Here is a 21,848-nt window from a genome sequence, read left to right as displayed (position 1 = left end):
TCCTAGCAAAAACTATGATAGATAACAATATTTATCTAGAAAAAATTCCATAGAGTGCTTGACAATTGAGCAAAATTTAAATGAGCGAAATCGGTATTTAGTTTGTTATTTATTCTTTGGTACGATCTGTAGGTTTTTTAGAACTACATAGAAATAAAATATAAAATTAATCACTAAATATCAAACCGAGATTGTACTTAATTTGAATTAATTAATGGTGAAGTTAATTTATAGAAAGAAAACAATACTATTCGGGATGTTTTTGGAGCAGCAAAAATATGATTGGCAGTACAATTACGTATCTATCCAACTAAGGTTCATCTAATATTTAAAAAATCCTAATAAAAATTAAAAATTACTATGTATATTTACGCAAGCCAATAAAAAAGGGCGAGATGCCCTTTGTTATACTTACAACGCTTTTTAAGTAATTGAACTACACCACTCCTTACTAACATTCCCGATCTGAGTCGCGATCTAGATACCTGAAAACTGCTGTAAGTCCATAGTTTTTTAATAAAAGGGAAAAGTTAAAGGGATGAACCAAGCCGCCTACAAGAACGAGATATCAAACCTTCCCCAATTGCAAGGACTATTGCGCCCACAATTTTGCTCGGCTTTAACTTTTCCCCATTTTGTAAAAAACTTATCTACCCTCCTGAAAAAAAAGGGTAAATAAGTTAATTTTTGCGATCGAGTCTGAATCCTTACAGAATTGTCATTCTAAGTGCGAGTCAGTGGAGTTATTTAAGAGGATTTAGCCACGAGTTGGTTCAACCCGTGCAAAAAATAGACCGCGAATCTTAACTTCTTTAGGTTCGCCAGCACCTAAATCTGTATCAGATGGCTGTTCGCTCTCGAAAGTGCCAGCAATTTCACCACTAGAGCCATCTATTTTAGCGATTTGCAGAGAAATCTTGCCATTAAGATTTTCAGCACGCTTGACGTTAGTGCGAGTCAGTTCTTCATCATCTGCTTGGGCGGGGAGAGCCACGGCATTATCGTAGCCACTGACGACACCACGACCTTTGGGATCTAAGAAGGCAGCACCACGATAGGAAGGAACTTTGAAAGTGCCTTCAAAGTCCGTGGAGGTGTTAATACTGGTCAAACTGGGTTGTGTTTGAGCAATCAAGTTTTTGATGGTGAAGAGGAAAGGTACTCGCTCACCACCAGGAAGTTGCACAGTGATAGCTTGGAAGTCAAGACCATCAGTTTCCACAAAGGTCAGGCTATTATCTGGGTTTATTTTTAGGTTGCCTTGCACCTGGTCAATGGTGGAAGTGTATCTAGTCAACAATTTGCCAGCAACAAATTCTGCTTCTTGGCGTTTATTAGCAGGTTCTTCTTTGATGAAGAAGCTAGTTGGTTCCAAGCAAAGTTCTTTGATGGCATAGGACTGGCTAGTATCAATGGGAATGGAGCCACGGCTTGTTTCTGCTAGTTGGGGGCATTTGTTAGCCAAGCCAGTTCCACGAATTTGATCGTAAGTGAGTACATCTCTACTGCTAGTAGCAGGAGCATCACTACAAGCAGTTATTAAACCCAGGCACAAAGCCAAGAATGCAACAATTAAAGCGCGATACCTCATGGTCAACCTCAATCTCAAAAATTAATATCTAAGTTGTAAAACTGCATCGAAGCTTTGATCTCTGATGAGAAGCCGCTACTCTGCGAAAAGCTATGCTCGGTCGAACACTGCTTCACTCTGATTGCCAGAGTTCAAACAAGTGTTCGGGCGTCTAGGTTGTCAGCCGCCGCTCAAACTTTTCTGTTGCTAAACGTGTTAAACGTGTCGCTCTCTGGATCTTCGAGTGTAAGCTCCAGACTAAGTAGCACACTACATCCATTTTGGATGTGTGTAACTAAGGGAGCAAAAAACCAGCAGTTTCACTGTTGGTGGCATTTGTTTAGAGTTGGGCGCGTAGATGAGTAAGCCCCACACAGAGCGGCATAAGTGCTTGCCTCGAAGAGTGCGAAGAGAGGAGTCTGCTTCGCACTTTGCTCTTGCCTATGGCAAAAGCGGCGTCGCCCAAGTCTTTTTGTATTATGTATGTGACGCCACTACATACAGCCCATTGTTTGATGGGCAAATCAGCCAGATCATACGATTTTTTTTAACTCAAAATCAAAGTACTCAAAATCCAAGAAAGTCTCGTCCCGATCGCATCTAGCTGCTGTGGAGGCTATGCTAAAGGTTACTACGCTCTTTTAGGAGCGATCGCAATTGCTTTTGATAATGATACAAATCTAGTTATATTCACCCCTGACTAGGGCAAACGCAGGGAGGCGAGGACAGGGTGAGTTCAGAAAAACCATATAGAAGCTTATAGAAGGTACATCTCATTTACTGCTTGTCTAGAGTGACAGCTAATGAATCTAGGCTGGCGAGCTAGGGAAAATTAAAAATCTCCGGTAAATTTGAGTTGGCCTCATTTATACGGAAAAGGTGGCATGAACAATAACAAAAATTTTGAATCAGAGAAGTTGTCCTCTCAACTGCAAACGATCGCAAGTGTTGTGCATGATGCAGTTCAGGGTTGTCAAGGCGATACTGTAGCTCTTTTAGCAATGCTTAGGCAATTGGAGCAGTTACACCGAGAGATCCGCGATGGGGTTTTTCAAGAGAGTTTGCCTGTTAACCGTCGGCAACTCTACTCACTGCTGAAAGATATTGAGTCTGAGGGAGGCTGGCCTTATATTGAGCGCATGAGACTACAAGCATTTTTAGCGAATTTGCCACAAGAGACTCCCAAAGAAAATAACCATGAAGTTTTGGAGAGCAATCGCTCTTTTGGCTGATTAGCTCGAAATAAGTTTCTAGCTGTGAATTAACAACTCCGATCGCCTCATCAACCGCTAAACCAAGAGCGGTTGCTCATTGAGGCTTCAACCTAATTCGTAATTCGTAATTAAAAAGGCTTTGAACTGGTTATGCCATGACAAAGAAGGCGATCGCGCTTTTCAAGATTGTGGTTGTGTTTGAGGTAATCGCCCACCCAGTCGCAACCACGAACAAGCAAATCATCAAGGTGTAAATTCCATAGAATTATCGTGTTGTCATCACTAGCTGATGCTAATGTTTGACCATCTGGGCTAAAACTGACACTTAATACCGGAGCACGATGCCCATTGAGACTTTTAATTAATTTGCCTTTACGGCTCCAAAGTTTCACTGTACTGTCCCAACTGGCGGCGGCAAGCAATTCACCATTGGGGCTAAAAGTTACAGCATTGACGCTATCGCTGTACCCCTTTAATAAGGTTTTTAACAATGTCCCATCCCGTCGCCACAGTTTCACGGTGTTATCCCAGCTAGCAGAAGCCAGCAACTCGTCAGTGGGACTAAAGCTGACACCCAACACCCAACTGTCATGAGGCGAAAAAGTTTTCAGCAAAGTACCATCCCAGCGCCAAAGTTTTACAGTTTGGTCGTCACTGGCGGAAGCTAAAATCTGACTGTCAGGGCTGAAATTTACGCTATTTACCCAACCCTGATGCCCCACCAAGGTTTTGAGCAACTTGCCCTCTCGGTTCCAAAGTTTCACTGTTTTATCTTTGCTAGCTGATGCCAAAAACTGACCATCAGGGCTGAAACTTACGCTCATCACACTATCGCTATGTCCGTGGAGAGTCATGATTAAAGTACCGTCAAGCCGCCAAAGTTTCACAGTTTTGTCATAACTTCCTGAAGCCAGCATTTCCCCCTTTGGGTCAAAACTGACACTGGGAACTTTATTTGTGTGCCCCACTAACGTTTTGTAAAGCCGGGTTTTGACCTCGCCATTACTGCTGTATCGTTGCCAAAGTTTGACAGTGCGATCGCTACTACCAGAAGCTAGCATCTGACCGTTGGGACTCCAAGCAACGCTCAAAACTCGATCCTGATGCCCTTGAAGAATAGATGGTGTTGGGGCATTTAAACTCCACAGTTTCACGCTTTTATCGAAACTTCCCGAAGCCAGTAATTTGTTATTTGGACTGAAAGCAATACTGACAACAGCATCGCTGTGTCCTTTGAAGGTTTTGAGTAAGGTACCAGTGCTACTCCAAAAGTTTATGGTATTGTCTTCACCTGCGGAAGCTAACTTTTTACTATCGGAACTAAAGCTCAAACTCCACACCGTACTGCTATGTTGCCGTAAAGTTTTGTAAAGACGAAAGTCAAAACTGTCTTTAGTGGTGTTATTTTTCCTGAGCCAAAGTTTCACTGTCTTATCTCGACCTGTTGACGCCAATAATTTACCGTCTGGGCTGAAAACAGCTACAACCACACCCTGCTGATGTCCCTGCAAAGTTGTAACGAGGCTACCGTCCCGACGCCAGATTTTCACTGTTTTGTCGTCGCTTGCCGAGGCGATGAATTGACCATCGGGGCTGAAGTTTACCCAGTTAACCCACCCCTGATGTCCTCTCAGTATTTTTACTAAGCTACCGTCTTTGCGCCAGAGTTTTACGGTTTTATCCTTACTGCCAGTAGCTAACAACTCGCCATCAGGACTGTAATTAACGCTATAAACCCAATCTTCATGTCCTTTTAGGGTTTTATATGGCTTAGGGCCAAATTCACCTGTAACCGGGTTTTTGTGCCAGATTTGCACTGTTTTGTCGAGGCTAGCGGACGCTAGAGTTTGACCGTCAGGGCTAAAACTTACACAGGTAACAGCATCAGTGTGACCTTTGAGGGTTTGGAGTAAGGTACCGTCAGGACGCCAAAGTTTTACTGTCCGATCTCGGCTACCTGATGCTAGCAACTGACCATCTGGGCTGAAAGTTACTCCCCAGACAATATCAGTGTGCCCTTCCAAGCGGTTAACCTCAGTTACCCCATAAACTGCCTGTTGTAGGGCTGTCACCACGCGCATTCGGGTATCTGGCTGCACTCCATCTGCCTGCTTAAGTCCTCTCCAAGCCCGCAAACCTTCTAATAGGGCATCAAACTCTTTATTAGACGCAAACAAAGCTTCGCTAGCAGCAGTAATCGCACTAATTTTCAAGTTGCTTTCACTGCGTTCAGCTCGTAGAGTTTGGCGGAATGCTGCTTTTTTCTGTAAGTCGGCTTGCCACCATAATGCTGCGATTGTTCCCCCCATGACTGCCAGGATTGCACCTGCTATCCGTGCTTCCCGCAATCGCCGTTGCAATACTAGATTGAGTTGCTTTTGACTAAGTTTTTGGGCTACCTCAGCTCGAGTTTTTTCAAGTTTAATTTTTTCTAATTCGGCGAGCATCCCATAATTGTTCTTTTGGCGAATTGGCTCCACTAAATAATCGTGAACTAGCTGGTAGCGATCGCCTAACTCTTCTCTGACTCGCAACACCAACCCCGAACCCACCAATATTTCTAAAATCAGTTCCCCAACTGTGTCAAAGCTTGATATTGTCTCTATATCATGATTATTAACTAATGCAGCCGCTAAATCAGCTTTAGTTTTTAACGGTCGCGTCCCCTTTTCATCAGTTAATTCAAATAATAATTTCCAACTTAACTCTTCGTTTTCCTGACCGCAATCTTTGATAACTTCCCCAAGCCAGCGTTCCACTAATTTTGCCGAACCACCGCAAAGCTTATATTGTCCGAGTGTGGTAATGTTTTCTATTTGGAGTTGAGCACCAACTATTTGTAGTTCAATTGGATGTACTTCGTCTAGTTCTCCTGTCAAATCCTGGACTAATCGGTTAATTAATTCATCACTCAGTTCATAATGTGAACGTTGAGTAAGACTCTGAATTATCGCTTTGGCATCCTGGCTAGAGAATTTTCCTAAATAGTAGCGAATGTCCTTATCGAGAATATTTTTATTAATTACTCCTAAGTCATATAATCCAGTACTATTTCTCTGACTCAAACGTTCAAATTCTAATAAATGATGTAAATAATCCTCTCTTAATGAAAGAATAATTTTGACAAATGAAATATTTAAACATTCACTAAGAAATTTGTAAAATTCTATTCTTTGTGTGGTATGATTACTAACAAAGAAAAATTCTTCAAACTGGTCTAATATTATAATTATTGTAAAATTGCGCTCAGATGCTAATCGAATTTTTTCTAGCAGTATAGTAGGTGTAGAGTCAAGATTAACCGATATTTCTGTATATGCTAACGCTTGGTTTATACTGCTTATCAAGATTGTAATCCAATCAGTGTAAACAGACAAAACAATAGGTATAGGAATGCGTTCGCCGATAACTTTTCCCTTAAGTGCCGGGACTAAACCAGCTTTGAGGATTGAACTTTTACCTACACCTGATGGGCCATAAACTACTGTAAGTTTGTAGTCAGCGCGGGTAATTCTTTCAATTAAGCGATTGACATCTTGCTGCCGTCCAGAAGCAGATATTTCTTGGGCAACTTCCTCTGGAATAAATGGTATTTTGTGAGATTCCAGTACTGGGTTAATTCTGGGGCGTTGTGGCTGCAATTGACTTGCCCCAATGAAGGCACGAAAGCCATACTGATGTTCTATTTGAATTTTTTCTTGCTTCAGCTTAAAGGCTTCTATATAGTCATGACGCTCAAAAAAGTAAAGCGATCGCAGTTCCTCTAAAATCTCTAAGTAAAGTGATGGCTGATGTTGTAGCTCACAAACTACCCTGGCCCATTCCAAGTTATTGATAGCTTCTTCCGACTCACCCAGATGCCGTTGTGTACGTGCTAGCAAGAGAAGATACCAACTTTCTTGCCTTTGTGTTCGCGAAGCGTCTCGCAGAGAAACTTCTGTTGCTTCTTCGGAGATAGAAAGTGCTGTATTCGCTAATTCATGAGCTAGCACCCAATTCGACTCAGAAGCCGCTACATTTGCCAAAAAGCCATAATTTTGGGCAACTTGTGCGGAAGTTCCATAAGTTTTATGTAGATGTAATGACTTTTGAGCTAATTTTTTTAAGTCATCCCAGGCTTGTAAGCGTTGCAGCATTTCACAAGCAGGTAAAATAAATTTAGCAACTAAGTCTTCTCTTTGTACCTCTTCCAATAGCTGCAAGCATTGTTTAAACCACAACAGAGCATGTTCGCAATAGCTACTAGTATTCTGGTATAAGTCTGCCATTCGGTGATAACACAACCCCAGGTGGAATAGTACTATTGCTTGCTTGAGTAAAGACGAGGGAGGGGTAGGGTGAGGACATGAGAGGGGGAAAAAAGAATTACTCTCCCACTCTGCGACTCTTCTTGCTTCCTGCTGCCATAATGCTAGGCTTCTTTGATAATTGGCTAAAGCACCATTAATTTGATCGTTGGCGTATTTATCTCGCCCCAACACAAATTCTAAACTAGCTTCTAATCCTGGTGTTAATTGAACGCCGTACAGACGCAGCAAATCATTACGGGCTGATTCTATTTCGTGACGGTGTTGGGATTTAGGATCTAAATCTAGGAAGGCATTAGATAAAAATGTTTCAGCACCTGCTTCTAAAACTTTGGCAAATAGAGATTCTGCCTCTTGGTGGATCAAAGCAATTAAATCTGCTTTGGCCATTTCAAATTTAATAGTGGTTGCAGCCCAGCTTTTGAAATCAGGCGCTAATCTTGAAAGTAATGATGCGACTTCATCTTGTAGCCACAACACTACTGGAAATGGAAAAGTCGTAGCATAGATATCTCGTGCTTGGTTGATGCCTGTAAGTAAGTTTTCTAGGTCGGTAGTTGACTCAATACCGAAAACCATCACAGCAGATGGCAAAGAGTCTGTAAGGACGGCAGGATTATCTAAAGATAGTTCTGAGACTATTGTGCTGTGTAAGGAAGTAGTTGATGGATTGAGAACGATTTCTCTGATATAGATATCTTGGGTGATGGAGCGAATATTCTCTAACATTTGCTCGCGTAATTGCCCATAGTTACATCGAACTAAAATCAGGGCAAATTGTCCTTCGGAGAGCGCTATCGCTCTACTCAGCCTTTGCAAAGTATGCTGATTTTCTTTGGTGTACAGGCGTAGCTGTTTGTCATTAGTCATTGGTTATTAATTATTAGCTATCAGTTATTAGTCATTAGTCATCAGCCATTAGTCAAAAGACCAATGACAAAGGACAATTAACTAATGACAATTGACTCACCCAGCCCTGTTACTTATTTTGTTGCCAAGCCAAAACTTTTTCTGTTTCTGCCAAGGCTGGGCTGATGCCAAACCAGCGCCCTAGAGGATCGCGATATTCAAACAGATACATGCTTCTTAGTAAGCTCTGATAGTCAGACTCACCTTTAACTCGCTGCTGCTGCACTACTTCAAACAATAATTCCCACTGGGATTCATCAATAGCTAATAGAAGATCGTCGCGGTAGTCCTTAATCACGGCTTCTAAGCAGTCCCTAGAAAAAGGTGGATCTTGTCGTTGCAGGCAGCTATAAAGTAAACCCAATAAGTTACGAATGTGACCACCACTAACCCGACATAGACGATCCAGGGTTTGGGAGCAATCGAATAATTCTGTAATTAATAAAAGCCTTCCATTCAAAGGAACTTCTGGAAAAGCTCTTGCTAGAACTAACTGGCGTACTAGTGACATCCCTGGTTCGTAGTCGCTGCCATCTCTTTGCCGTACTAGTACCATCGGCAGTACTTTTGGCGCAATCCCTCCCCCCAAGCGATTTTTCAGTGTCTCGTACTCATTGGAGAAAATTAACGTTAGGGGAATTGTGTAAACTAGGTGGCATTTGAGTCGGCGTAACTGTTCGCCTCGGTCGATGAAGAGATATTCTGGTTGCGATCGCCCGGATGCTAAGGGACGCATATCCACTCGATCCAAATTATCTACAATCACTACCAGTCCTTTTTGACCCCGCAGCTTTAGCTGTTCAATAGCCTTTTCTAAAATTTCTTCGTTAATCGCTTGCAAAATACTATTGGTACGTGGTTCCAAATATTGCCTCAGTTGATTCCGCATCTGGGTGCTATCTTTGGTTTTGGCGGTAATTTTGGCAATCCCCAAGGACAACTCTGCTTGTCCAGAAAGCTCTATGGGGCTTTGCAAAAAATCGCCTACTTCTTTAAACAAATTCGTAAAGTAACCAGGCTTGAGTTTGATGCCAATGCCTTCTAAACTGGCACTGACTTGACGGGCTACACTCAGCAAAATATCGCTGACATCAATATCCGCCATGTCCAAGTCTTGACTGGACTCAAAATAAACCACATGAAATCCCGCCAATTCTAGTTCTGTCTTGAGGCGCTGCAATTCCGTTGACTTACCGCAGCCAATGTGACCTGTAAATAACTGGCAGGTTGGCTCATCAGGAGAAATACGGCAAATAGTCCGCTGCAATTCTTCAACAATCTTGCAACCACGTACATCAGCAAAATCTATGTAGTACTGCCGATCTAGCACGTTACTTATATTTAGCGTGTAGCTGGGGTTACATGCTTTATAAAAACGTGACAAATTTAATGTCGTTCTCATGTATGTAGATGTGTATGTAGATGTGTCTGTAGATGCAGTTTAATTCGTATTTTTTATACAAATAATCTCTATCCGGGATGTAGGCATACGATTAACTCGCAAGTTGGTAGTGTCTTGCAAGGGACAGCACTTGGTGCAGGATTACTGTCAGTAGTATGGTAGAGATTTAATTGACCCTAATAACCTTAAGCATATCTGTCCTTTTTACACCTGCTATTGAGGTTTTGACAATCTCTAGCTTTTGTTCGACCTGGCACAAACCTTTAAGGCTTAGTGAATCAGTAAAAAAAGCTATAAAAGAGGATGGTTCTCAGTTTGTATAGCAGATGAGATAGGACTGGTATGAATTATAGCAAGGTACACAGAGATTCAGGAATACTTAGTTATCATTTCACATTCTATTTGTCAAGAAAACAAAATCCTAAACATCTAAATTAATATTTTGTAATCTTTAGGCAAAAAAGCTTCCAAACTACCTTGTCAAAAAGGCTACGGTCAGTTAGAAATGAACACCGGAAACTTTAATAGGAATGATCGCTAGCGCCACGATTTTTGTGTAGTTACTGTAAAGTGTTACTAAAAATAAAAAAGTGTTGAGGAGATCGGCTAACAGATGCCAATAATGTTTACTGAAATTAATAATGATACGAGCGCGTCAAGGAATTTAGATTGCAACCAGAAAGGGGTTTGAATGGCTGGCATAATATCAGTTTCCCGCACGGATCTAGCCCAGCGTCGTCAGAAATTACGTCGGCAGCGGCAGATGAGAATTATTCAGGCTATTTGGCGAACCTTTGCCATTACTGGTTTGGCGGGTGGATTGCTGTGGGTGGCAGTCCAACCAGTGTGGATGCTAAAAGCTCCCAAACAAATAGTTATGAAATCAGGCAATAAAGTACTGTCGGATCGGACAACTCAGTCGCTGTTGGTGCTATCTTATCCGCAGTCTTTGTGGCGGATTGAACCGTCGGCGATCGCTAACTCTTTGAAAAAACAACCAACTATTGCCCAAGCGATCGTCAAACGCCGCCTGTTTCCTCCTGGATTAAACATCGAAATCCAAGAACGAGTACCTGTAGCGGTGACTCAAACACCAACAGAGCAAAATCAGGGCACTAGCAACAAAAAAGTAACAATCGGCTTACTAGATGCAAGTGGGGCCTGGATGCCTTTAGAAAAATACACATCGCTGAATCCCACTAGGAAATTACCCAATCTCAGGGTAATTGGTTTACCAAAACAATACTGCCTTTACTGGACTCAACTTCATCAAGCTGTCAGCCAAAGTCCTGTGAAAGTGATGGAAATTGATTGTCAAAATCCAACGAATTTAATTTTGAAAACAGAACTAGGAAATGTGCATCTCGGTGTTCCAGGCCCCCAGTTGTCTGAACAAATTAAGGTACTGGCCCAAATGCGCCATTTAGCCGCAAAACTCAATTCCAGCCAAATAGAGTACATCGATCTAAAAAATCCCGAATTTCCCTTAGTACAAATGAACCAAAATATCCAAAAATTAACTCCGAAAATCCCTAAAAACATCTAGCGTGTTTAATGTATTGAGCGCTCCTAGTAAATTAAGAAGCTTTATGCTGATAAATATATTTATTATTTTCAGTTTTCCAGCAAATCACATGAAAATCGGCATTAACTTCTAATTAAAATGAGAAGATCGATCGTAATATCTCCATTGCGAGTAAAACACTCTCAATTGTGACCCTAACATTTACAACAGTTTGCTTTTTAAGTGAAGTACAAAATGCAGGACTCACGCATCAGATATAAAGAGTTTCTACCTCTTATCTCCAGCAAGACTGCATCCTGCCTCAAAACCCATAGCTTTGTACTTCATGCAAAAGAAAACTGCTGTAATAGTAGGGTGCAAGATGTCGGACAATCTAATAATGGTCTATGGCGTACAAAACGCCTTCTGTCCATAGATTCTTTGACTAAACCCAGTGCAAAAAAGAGAAAAATGCTTGAGTTTTTCGTTAAGGTTAGACTCGCTTTTCAGATGGCACTGATGAGAACGGTTTACGCCGCCATCCAAGTGCAGAGCCAAAAATGCTCTGGCTTTGGTCTGTTGAGGACACTTCCAAAGACAGTTTACCGAAGTTTCAATCTGTAACGGTATCGCTCAAAGTTGGGTAAGCATTAGTTCTGGGCAATAAGTTTGGACTACTCTGTGCCGTAATTTCTATTGGGTTACGAAACCTCTTGGAAAATCTTGATTTGTTGACTGCACTAGTCAGGGTTCTTGTAGGATAGACTATTGCTCCAACAAAGTGTCCATTAAGACCCCCCAAACAACAAATTAATCAGGTATAGTCTGACAAGTCAATTCTTGCTTACTCTAACCTTAAGGATAAGTAAGTATAAGGTAAATTTTGTGTCTAAAGTTGCAATCATCCCCAATGGTGAAACCTATTAAGAATATTATTATTGAGGCAGAGAAGAGGCGCTGTAGTGCGTCTTTACAAGTTATGCCCTCCCCTGAGAATAATCAAGAGATTAATGTCTGGTTGAAGTTATACAGGTCACTTTTAGATAAATATAGGTATACTTCTCTAGAATTGGCTGTGCGATCGGTTGCCCTAAAAGCTTATCCCATAGCAAATTTTCGCACTGGCAATGCTGTTAGGCTTGACAGTAGTGAAAACAATAAAGAACAGTGCCATAGTCTTGTGGCAGTGTCAAACTAAAGTTGACTCTTAGGTGAATAACACCTGAAAAAGTCGTTTATCTACCCTTTCACAAATCCAATGACACTTGATAATAACCAAGGACTTACCTATAAAAATTCCCAATCTGGGGGACAGCCGGGGTTCTCTCTGGCAGTTAACTCGACTAATCCCTTTAATAACTCTGGGTTGAACTTCGGACAAAATCACGAGAATAAGAAAATTTCTGCGGAAAATAGCCGAATTGGCGAGATTGTTCCTGGCCGGGTTGCCAACATCAAAGTGATCGGTGTCGGTGGTGGCGGTGGCAATGCCGTTAACCGCATGATCGAGTCTGATGTCTCTGGGGTAGAGTTTTGGTCAATTAATACTGATGCTCAAGCTCTTACCTTAGCTGGCGCTCCAAGTCGATTGCAAATTGGACAGAAGCTAACGCGGGGTTTAGGAGCAGGTGGTAATCCTGCTATCGGTCAAAAGGCAGCTGAGGAATCACGAGACGAAATTGCTACGGCTTTAGAGGGTGCAGACCTAGTATTTATCACTGCTGGTATGGGGGGTGGTACTGGAACAGGTGCAGCACCAATCGTGGCAGAAGTGGCCAAAGAAATGGGCGCTCTTACTGTTGGTGTAGTCACACGTCCATTTGTTTTTGAGGGACGCCGCCGCACCAGCCAAGCGGAACAAGGTATTGAAGGACTAAAAAGTAGAGTAGATACGCTGATCATTATCCCCAACAACAAACTGCTGGAAGTGATCCCCGAACAAACGCCTGTACAAGAAGCTTTTCGCTATGCAGATGATGTGCTGCGTCAAGGGGTGCAAGGTATTTCCGATATCATCACCATCCCCGGTTTGGTAAACGTTGACTTTGCTGATGTTCGAGCTGTGATGGCAGATGCAGGATCGGCATTGATGGGAATTGGAGTGAGTTCTGGAAAATCTAGAGCTAGAGAAGCTGCGATCGCAGCTATTTCTTCACCGTTACTAGAGTGTTCTATTGAAGGCGCTAGAGGGGTTGTCTTTAATATTACAGGTGGTACTGACCTCACTTTGCATGAAGTGAATGCAGCCGCAGAAGCAATCTATGAAGTAGTCGATCCCAACGCCAATATTATTTTTGGGGCTGTAATTGATGACAGACTCCAAGGTGAGGTAAGAATTACTGTAATTGCTACCGGATTTACAGGTGAAGTGCAAGCTGCGGTACAACAAAGCGTAGCTAACGTTCGAGTAGCACCTAATACCTCGAAGCGACCAGCAACACAGCAACCCACAGTTAATCCCCCAACCTCAACTCCAAGTTCAGCTCCAACTCCAACTCCAATTCCAGAACCAAAAGAAAAACCTGGATTGGATATACCTGACTTCCTAAGAAACCGACGAACACCACGGAATTAAAAGATTTTGGATTTGAGATTTAGATTAAATTAGCAGTCTCAGGTTAGGCTGAGTGCTGTATAACATCTGCTAGTTCCAGGGTTTTACCAAAAGCAGGGGTAAGCAATCCGTTGCCATCCCTAATTTTGTTAATTGGTAAAGAAACTGGTTAACGCTACTTAATAGAATGAAATTGGGCAGGAGTCTGCTGGCTCAGATGTCTAGCTGTGCTTTTGGAATGAAAAACCGCAAGAACCTGCCTGGCTAAGAATGTCTAAGCGTAGCCCGTTGTGGACACCGCTACATCTACCCTTGCGATTTATTAAACTCACAAAATACCTCGGTATGCGGGAAACAAAGTCGCGTGGGCGAGTTCCCCACGCAAGCTTCCCAAGGAAGTCTATATTCTTGAGAATAAAACACCAAGCAAAAAATAATTTAGATTTCTTTTTTGATTTTTAGTGTCTGTTCAATCCATTGAATAACCTGATGACCAAGGTGAGTACCATCTAGGCGATCGATCTCACGAATTCCAGTAGGACTAGTGACGTTAACTTCAGTTAAGTAGCCACCAATAACGTCAATACCCACAAAAATTAAGCCGTCTTGGCGTAACCGTTCGGCTACTTGGGTACAAATTTCATACTCTCTTGGGGTAATTTCGGTTTGAGCGACTGTACCACCAGTTGCCATATTATTGCGAAAATCAGTTCCGCTAGAGAGGCGATTGAGCGCACCAATCGGTTCGCCATTGAGCAGGATAATTCGCTTATCTCCCTGTTTTGCCTCTGGTAAATAGGTCTGCACCATTACTGGCACTCGACCTTGGAGGGTACTGAGTTCGACAATGGAGTTAAAATTGCGATCGCCTGATTGCAAAAACAAAATTCCTTCCCCAGCTTTATTACCCAGTGGTTTGAGAACCGCAGCTCCCTTTGCTTCCACAAATTGCCGGATAAACTGCTTATCAGCACTGACAATGGTTTCTGGAATCGCTTTGGTAAATTGGAGGGCATACATTTTTTCATTTGCCCCCCGGATACCACCGGGACTGTTAATCAGCAGAGTTTTATTTTGGTCAATGTAATCCAGAATATAGGTGGCATAGAGGTAGGAATCATTGACTGGTGGATCTGTCCGCATAAATACGGCGTCCATTGTCTCTAAAGAAGTCAAGGAGGAATCGCTCAACTTATACCAGGGATTCGCCGCTACCCACCGTCTGTCCACTAACTGTACTGGTACAATTTCTACTCGCTGTAGGACAGCCCAAGCTTTGCCTTCCACCACACTCAGCAGATTTGCCTGAGTCACCCAGACTTCGTGCCCCAAAATTTGCGCTGCTTCAATTAGGGCAACACTGGTATCATGACACGGGTCAAGCAGATGGATGGGATCAATGATAAAAGCCAGTTTCACCCTTTATACCTCAATCACCAAGAACTTAAATGGTTATTCAATTATTATCTCTTGATGCTCTCACCAATTGACGTACATATGTACTCCTGAGTAAAACCTGGAGGGTAAAGTCTTGTGGACAGATATCGCTTTTGTGAGAAAAAAGTCCGTAAACAAGGCAGCACGTTACTTTCCCTTCCAGAGTTGTAGCGACTGCCGTGTAATTTGCAGCGGCTTGTCGCTAGCGATCGCAAAACCTTCTGAACCTACACGCTATTGCTAGTAGTTAGTAGGTCATCCAGCTTGCCTTGACTGTCTAAAGCGTGGATATCATCACAACCACCTATATGGTCATCATTGATGAAAATTTGCGGTAAAGAGCGCCGTCCATTTGCCCTTTGAGCCATTTTATTTCTGGCTGCCTCGTCTCCATCAATACTGTATTCGATGAATTCAACTCCCTTGTTCTTTAGCAAACTTTTGGCACGGATGCAAAACGGGCAAGTCTTCCAAGTGTAAATCTCTACTTTTGCAGCCATAATGTCCTCAAATTAATTTAATACTTCTTAATTTTAGAACTTTGCCACTGACTGTAGCTGCCTTATCTTGTTTTGGCTTTATCTTCATCAGAAGTGGCTAACTGAATTTGCCACACTACTTAAACAAAAATTAAGCCCAAATGTAGCTTGCTCGTTCTAAAAACGTGTCTACTCATCTGCTATTCCTAATCTCATGGTGTCAAAGCGCTCACTTAAATTAACGCCTGTTGACCCAATCAATTGAGAAAACTTTTTGCAAATTAAGCAAATCTAGTTTACTGGAAAACCTGCAACATAGATATGTTAATTAGCGTTTCAGCATGGCGGATGTAATTTAAATAACCAATAAAATAATTGATAAAATCCCACTTTTATTAAGAATGGCAATAACTGATTTTGCGGAATGGTAAAAACTTCTGATAACTGTTGGTACAAGTTCTCAAACTCATTCGCTCTAAACTTTGAAAATAAATGCTCAGACATATATTTAAGACATAGTAATTAGGTACAGCGATCGCGAACCATTTGAGTTAACTAATAGAGATACTTAGATAGTTTTTAAAAATGTCTAATCTAGCACAGCCGTTTCCAGCCGCGTCCCTGGTATAAATCCATAAAGGCATACTATAGATATCAATTTATTAGAAGTAATTGAATAGATTTAATAAATTTTAAAATACAAATCTGGTTAGTCTCTACAAAAAGTATAGATAGTTTTGCGGATAAAACTTTTTTACTTTATTCCCTTCACTTTTTCCTTTTTTCAACTCTTGCAAAAGTACTGTTTACAAGAGTTGAAGAAAGAGTATCCTAACGACTGTTATTCATTAACAATCGTAAAGCCTTCATAATCAACGACTCCACTCACAGCATTTGGTAAATTAACGTTACCAAGTAAGGTGGCGGTTGCAAAGCCAGCACCATTAGTACCAGTGGCACTACCCAAACCCAGACCTGATGTAGCAAGTTCATCTTGGTAGCCTGCGATCTCATAGACAGCGCCAGTTTCCAGCCAACCCAACAATCTTTGAGAAGATCCGCTCAGGTTAGTAAATGACAACCCAGAATCTGCGTTGAGATTCAGAGGTTGCCCTGAAGAATTTCTCAGAGTAATCGGCGCAGATAGTTCACCAGTGAGCAGATCGACTTTGTAAAGCTGGTTCCCATTTCCATCAGTAGTGCTGAAATCACTAGCAAGAGCGCGAGTCCTACCAGGATTGAGATTGTCGATAGCTAATCCATCGGCAAATTTTCCAGGGTTGGTAGGTTGAGTTCCTTGTGTTTGTGCAGCAGTAGTAGGTGCGCCAAAGCCGTCTACAAGGCTAATAGTTCCAGGGTTAGCTGTAGTAATTTTATAAAGAGAGCTTCCTACTGGCACTCCAGTAGTGGTAGTTTTATTCCCTGAAATGTTGTATAGAGCAGTTGGTTGACCACCAAAGTCAGCACCTGATTCAAATCCAAAACGAAGTAGGTTAGATGGTGTACGAGTTGGTGAGACCGTGGCTGAAGCAAAAGGCTGATCTACATTATTAACGGCAATAACAGTTGGATCGATTGGTGTTGTAGAACCAGTGACTCGTGCTTCGTTAACCGCACTAACCCTTCCGGTAGTAGGGTTAGTTGCCAAACCTTCTAGATCTGCGGTAGTAACAGTACCTGCAAGATTGACTGTACCTACTAGTGTGGGAGTAATAGAAGTTGTAGGTGCAGAAGGGATCAAAAAGCGGTAAACGTCAAGTTGCTTACCATTACTAGTGTTTTGGTCACGATCCTCTCCAATGGTATAGCCGTAGAGTGCCATGAGAATTTTCTCCTTATTGAAACCTGTTAACTTTTTGAGAACATTCCAAATATGCAGCATTCTAAATGTGCAAATTGCTATCTGGCTAATAGTCTGTAATGACATAAACCAAGCTAACTTTCGCAAGACTAGATTTAAGATTAGTCTGCGTTATCTTACTTTGCTTATATAGCCGAGAAGCTTGCAAAACTGAAATACTACTAAACCTTTGACTGGAAATAGGCTAGGACAACTTAACTCAAGACTGTTGCAGTTACTATTTACTCAACAAAATTCTAACTTTTAGTAAAGATTTACTAAGGTCAGAAATATTTTTGATATATCACTCCTATATTATTTGTGAAAATTGCTATTAAACGAACTTTCGATTCGCCAAAATAACAAATAATTTCACAGGCTATTTAGGATTGCTATAGTAGTTTCAAGCCTTACTGTAGACGTAACCAATTTGGAAAAGCAGAAATTAATTAAAATGACCCAAAGCCGACCTTTCAATATTAAATATGGCTTGCCTTTATCTGTTTAATCTTTGGAGATTTGGACAGTCCATAGTGGAATAACTGCGATGGGTGAAGCCATCGTAGTGGACATATCTATGATTAGTGGCAACATATTTGGTGAAAGTAGGGTATGTGAGAACTTGATATTGGGGGTACAAATCCCAAAACTACATCTAGTTACACTACAGACATTTTTTGGAACAAATTATTTCCAAGTTGGATTAAATCAACGGAGAGTCAAGGGTTTCTGATTTGCCCATTAAAAGTCAAATTTTAACCTTAAGAACTGTATTTGGAATGATCTTAATAACACTATATTTGAGTAATGTTAAGAAGAATTTTCCTAATTGTTAAGGTTTAATACATCTTTGTTAAGGTTTAGTAGCTACAGAATGACGCTGGGGTTTATGAAGGGTACACAAAGTCAACCAGGGCAAACGCATCTAAAGGATAAAAATCCTTTAATAGCAAGGGTTTAGGCGTTTTATAATTTAGGCGATTTTTTCATCAATATCCTTATTCAGCAAGGGTTTTATAAATCCTGTGCGTTTGCCCTGCAAAGTCAACCTACTTCGTTGGCATTAGAAAACCAAGTCACCAAGCCTGTAGTGCCAATTGTTAATTTAAAAGTAATTTAAGTTACTTAAAAACTCCGTATTGATATTAGCGATCGCTCCCCTTTTGGGTTCACCTGACAAAATCGCATTATTGTAGCCTGCTTCTTTGCAAGAGTACGCGGATTTAAAAAATCAAAATCGCTAAAAAGCTTGTTTTATAGGCTTTTTAGCGATTGTATAGCTTGCTTAAGAGTAAGAGTTAGTCTATTTACGCCGTGCTGTACTAGGTCAATTTTTATAAAATGTTTGTGAAGTATAAGTTATTACTTGCCTTTATCACTTGCCTGGGCGATTATAAATCGCACACCAGTTGCTTATAGGGGAAACCACGTCACTTGCTTTAAGTCGGAAAACCCGTCCAATGCACTGCCTTCCCATTGGCCTTGGCGTCTTCCCTTGAGGGAAGATCGCACTGGCTTTGGCTTGGCTACACAGGCAAAACCCACCTTTCCTTCCCTATGGAACGCTATGCAAACAGAACACTAAGGGTGAACATGGATTTCAAAACCTTGTATCCCACTCTTAACCTCTAGACGACTGTCATTGAAATTGACACTAAAGGCTTTTTCTTCGCTACTCTCAGTGCACCCACAGCAAATAACCCAAGGGCAACTACTGTAGTAGGCTCAGGCACCTTTTTAGGTGGTGGTGTTGGGGGAGTGTAGTAAGGGGCTTCTCCTTTGAGTTTACTACTTCCTTCACGCTTGGTTCCAGAACCGACGCTCATTAGGCGCACTCCAAAGTTTTGCTGAGAAAACTGAGCCAACGTTAAAGCTTTGGAACTATGGGATAGGGTAAAAATGGTAGATTGAATGTCGCCTTTTCCTTTACCTATACCTTCTTGACCAATTTCTACCCCAGCATCAAAGGAGCCGCCACCACCGTTCAGATTGTTACTACCGCTACCAACAGAGTTAACTGTTCCAGCAGGGCCAAATTGTTTGTTTGTTACATCAGTACCTACTACTTGGAGACCACTAAGGAGTGAGTCATCCAAAATGTTGAAGAAAACACCGCGGATGTCAGCAATTGTGTTGCTGCCAGTGGATAAATAATCTACTTTAAACTGAACTTTGCCAGTTCCTGCTATTGCGTCATCCAAGGTAAACTTCACCTGAGTATCCGCGCCTGTGAAGTCATTAATAGTGAAATTCATCGAAGCGGCGTTAGCAGGGGCAAAAACAGAAGACGATATCACAACGGCACTAGCAGCCAAAAACGAAGGTATTGCTGCCGAGGAAAATAGATGTTTCATGTTAATCAATGTTTGGAAAACAAAATGGTAAGACTCAGTTGCTAATGATTAGAATTTGCTGCTTACTATCCATGTAAAATAAGATGCACCCAGTGAAGGCCTTTTACTAATCTAGAGATTCAATTAGAAGTTGTCTATAATACCAGCCTTAGTTCAAAAAGACTTTAATTTTGGCTTCATACAACAAAAAACCCAGCATTTCTACTGAGTTGGCTTAGTATTAAATATTTATGAAGTTTTACTAGCTACCCACAGTCAACGGCATATTCAATCAGCTGGGCAAGGCGCTGACGTAGGGTTTCTAATCCCAAGCGCTCACTGGCTGAAATAAACACCGCTAAGGGAAATTCTTCTCTAGCTAGGGCTAGTGTCTCACTATCTGCTCGATCGATCTTGTTAAAAATCACTAGCGCCGGTCCAGGAGTTATTGGCATTTGCGCCAAAATTTCTCTGACTGAGCGAATATGACGCAACCAAGCAGGATGAGACAAATCCACCAAATGTAGTAGGGCATCGGCTTCTGTGACTTCCTCCAAGGTGGCGCGGAAGGCATCCATTAACGATGCAGGCAGTTCGTGTATAAACCCTACTGTATCTGTAATCAGAATTTCCTGATGTTCATTTGTTTCGCCATAAGGAATCACCAGGCGGCGCGTAGTGGGATCGAGAGTGGCAAATAATTGGTCGGCTGTATAAACTTCTGCATTAGTGAGAGCATTCAGCAAAGTGGACTTACCAGCGTTGGTATATCCAACTAAAGCGACTGAAGGAACTTCTCGATGCTGGCGTCGCTGCCGTAACCGCGAACGATGGGCCTGTAACTGAGTTACTTCTTTTTGCAGTCGGGAAATGCGCTGCCCAATGGCACGGCGTTCAGTTTCCAATTTGGTTTCACCAGGTCCACGAGTCCCAATACCACCACCTAATCGGGACATTGTGCGACCTCTACCAGCCAGTCGCGGTTGCATATATTCTAGCTGTGCTAGTTCTACTTGCAACTTACCGGCACGGGACTGAGCGCGTTGGGCAAAGATATCCAAAATGACTTCGGTGCGGTCAACCACCCGGATACCAATTTGCAATTCTAAGTTGCGGACCTGGGAGGGTGAAAGATCGCGGTCAAAGACGACGAGATTAACTCCTAGTGTTTGGGCAGTTAGGGCAATTTCTTGCACCTTACCTTCGCCAACTACCGTCTGGGGATGAACCCGCGATCGCTTTTGTTGTATTGTCTGTAATACATCTCCCCCAGCAGTATCAACTAACCGTGCCAATTCCACTAGGGTGTCCTGGAATTGTAGGGGAGTTGTCTCACTGGTCATCAGCCCCACAATCAGCACGCGATCGTGGTCAGCATCTACTTCTTGGGCGATAAATTCCCGTTGGAATTCCGCTTCCAGATTTTCTACCAAGTCTACTAAATCCTGCTCTGCCAGATCGTCCAAATCCAAAGGTGGTGATATATTCCAACTTGGCGTTTGGATTTGTTTAGAGTGAGCGAAGCCGAATTGGCTTTCCTCTACTTTGACAGCAGCAGGACTAGGAATCAGGGTGCGAGAGTCTTGGGGTGTCAGATGAGCTAGATAAGCTTCTTTCACATACCCAGTCGCACCGCCTCCCCGCCGTGTAAATCCGGTTCCGGTAATGTTTAGGACAACTAGGGCATCTAAGCGTTGCAGTGCCATTGCCGTGAGTGCCGCTTCATTGGGCGGTTCTGGCTTGAGATGGGTGGCAATACAACGAATACCACTGAGTCGTTCTGCACCGTAACGGGGCAATTCCATCGGTGGTATTTGCGTTTGACGCGGTGTGCCTACCCCGACGCGAATCACTTGTCCGCGACGGTTGATGTAGGCGCACACAGGCTGATTGACTTCTGTGCTAATTGCTGCCAGACGCTGGGAAAACTCAGGCGTGGTGATGCGATCGCCTGGTATGCGCTGGTGATACAGCCGCTGTAGTTGCTTCAGCTGGCTGGACTTCAGACCTTGGAGATTTCCAAAAATAGTTTCTATAGGCGTTTATGACCAGTAAAATGGCCCCCCGAATCCTTATATGTCTATTTTACAACAGGGTTTAGGCTCCTATCTCTCTCTTTTGAGGGATGCGTTATGAATTAGTTCATGGGGATATTGATTTGAGGTTATTTTGCTGGTGCTTGTCTGCACCTGAGCGATCGCTATTAATCAGTAAACCAAAAAGTTTTTCCAAAAAGGCGATCGCTACGCACACCGCAGGCATCATCAATAAACAAACACGTATAAGCAAGTATTATTAA

General features: G+C 42.2%; 12 protein-coding genes. 4 read left to right on the top strand and 8 right to left on the bottom strand.

Annotation, left to right across the window (positions count from 1 at the left end; all coding sequences use genetic code 11):
• Window positions 1-757: 757 nt before the first annotated feature.
• Window positions 758-1,591 carry a photosystem II manganese-stabilizing polypeptide gene (locus tag V7L01_RS13565; protein ID WP_335035508.1) on the bottom strand — a complete coding sequence of 278 codons (834 nt, stop codon included), beginning with the start codon at window positions 1,589-1,591 and terminating at the stop codon, window positions 758-760.
• A gap of 863 nt (window positions 1,592-2,454) precedes the next feature.
• Here V7L01_RS13565 and V7L01_RS13560 point away from each other — a divergent pair.
• Window positions 2,455-2,802 (top strand): hypothetical protein, encoded by a 348-nt coding sequence (locus V7L01_RS13560; protein WP_335035506.1) that lies wholly within the window; start codon window positions 2,455-2,457, stop codon window positions 2,800-2,802.
• A gap of 110 nt (window positions 2,803-2,912) precedes the next feature.
• On the opposite strand, the gene V7L01_RS13555 is transcribed toward V7L01_RS13560, so the two are convergent.
• Window positions 2,913-7,961, bottom strand: coding sequence for an nSTAND1 domain-containing NTPase (locus V7L01_RS13555; protein ID WP_335035504.1), 5,049 nt, complete (start codon window positions 7,959-7,961; stop codon window positions 2,913-2,915).
• A 109-nt stretch (window positions 7,962-8,070) separates the two neighbouring features.
• The gene (locus tag V7L01_RS13550) at window positions 8,071-9,402 is read right to left on the bottom strand and encodes a P-loop NTPase fold protein (protein ID WP_335035502.1); all 1,332 of its coding nucleotides are present in this window, start codon (window positions 9,400-9,402) and stop codon (window positions 8,071-8,073) included.
• A gap of 691 nt (window positions 9,403-10,093) precedes the next feature.
• Here V7L01_RS13550 and V7L01_RS13545 point away from each other — a divergent pair.
• The 3 genes from V7L01_RS13545 (at window position 10,094) to ftsZ (ending at window position 13,481) form a co-directional block, all read left to right on the top strand.
• A complete protein-coding gene (locus V7L01_RS13545; RefSeq protein WP_335035500.1) occupies window positions 10,094-10,948 on the top strand; it encodes a cell division protein FtsQ/DivIB in 855 nt (284 codons plus the stop codon).
• Window positions 10,949-11,816: 868 nt separating this feature from the next.
• Window positions 11,817-12,104 (top strand): hypothetical protein, encoded by a 288-nt coding sequence (locus V7L01_RS13540; RefSeq protein WP_335035499.1) that lies wholly within the window; start codon window positions 11,817-11,819, stop codon window positions 12,102-12,104.
• Between the two features lie 60 nt (window positions 12,105-12,164).
• A complete protein-coding gene (gene ftsZ, locus V7L01_RS13535) occupies window positions 12,165-13,481 on the top strand; it encodes a cell division protein FtsZ (protein ID WP_335035497.1) in 1,317 nt (438 codons plus the stop codon).
• A gap of 417 nt (window positions 13,482-13,898) precedes the next feature.
• On the opposite strand, the gene gshB is transcribed toward ftsZ, so the two are convergent.
• The 5 genes from gshB to hflX form a co-directional block, all read right to left on the bottom strand.
• The gene (gene gshB / locus V7L01_RS13530) at window positions 13,899-14,879 is read right to left on the bottom strand and encodes a glutathione synthase (protein WP_335035495.1); all 981 of its coding nucleotides are present in this window, start codon (window positions 14,877-14,879) and stop codon (window positions 13,899-13,901) included.
• A 245-nt stretch (window positions 14,880-15,124) separates the two neighbouring features.
• Entirely contained in the window at window positions 15,125-15,397 is a 273-nt protein-coding gene (grxC, locus tag V7L01_RS13525; RefSeq protein WP_335035493.1) for a glutaredoxin 3, read from the bottom strand.
• Between the two features lie 820 nt (window positions 15,398-16,217).
• A complete protein-coding gene (locus V7L01_RS13520) occupies window positions 16,218-17,198 on the bottom strand; it encodes a water stress protein WSP1 (RefSeq protein ID WP_335035523.1) in 981 nt (326 codons plus the stop codon).
• A gap of 1,646 nt (window positions 17,199-18,844) precedes the next feature.
• The gene (locus tag V7L01_RS13515; protein ID WP_335035491.1) at window positions 18,845-19,570 is read right to left on the bottom strand and encodes a PEP-CTERM sorting domain-containing protein; all 726 of its coding nucleotides are present in this window, start codon (window positions 19,568-19,570) and stop codon (window positions 18,845-18,847) included.
• A 245-nt stretch (window positions 19,571-19,815) separates the two neighbouring features.
• Window positions 19,816-21,585 carry a GTPase HflX gene (gene hflX / locus V7L01_RS13510; RefSeq protein WP_335035521.1) on the bottom strand — a complete coding sequence of 590 codons (1,770 nt, stop codon included), beginning with the start codon at window positions 21,583-21,585 and terminating at the stop codon, window positions 19,816-19,818.
• Between the last annotated feature and the right edge of the window lie 263 nt (window positions 21,586-21,848).

It is taken from the genome of Nostoc sp. (assembly GCF_036917095.1).
Classification (GTDB): domain Bacteria; phylum Cyanobacteriota; class Cyanobacteriia; order Cyanobacteriales; family Nostocaceae; genus Nostoc.
The sequence above is the reverse complement of the archived record's forward strand: the minus strand, read 5'-3'. Positions and strand labels throughout refer to the sequence as shown.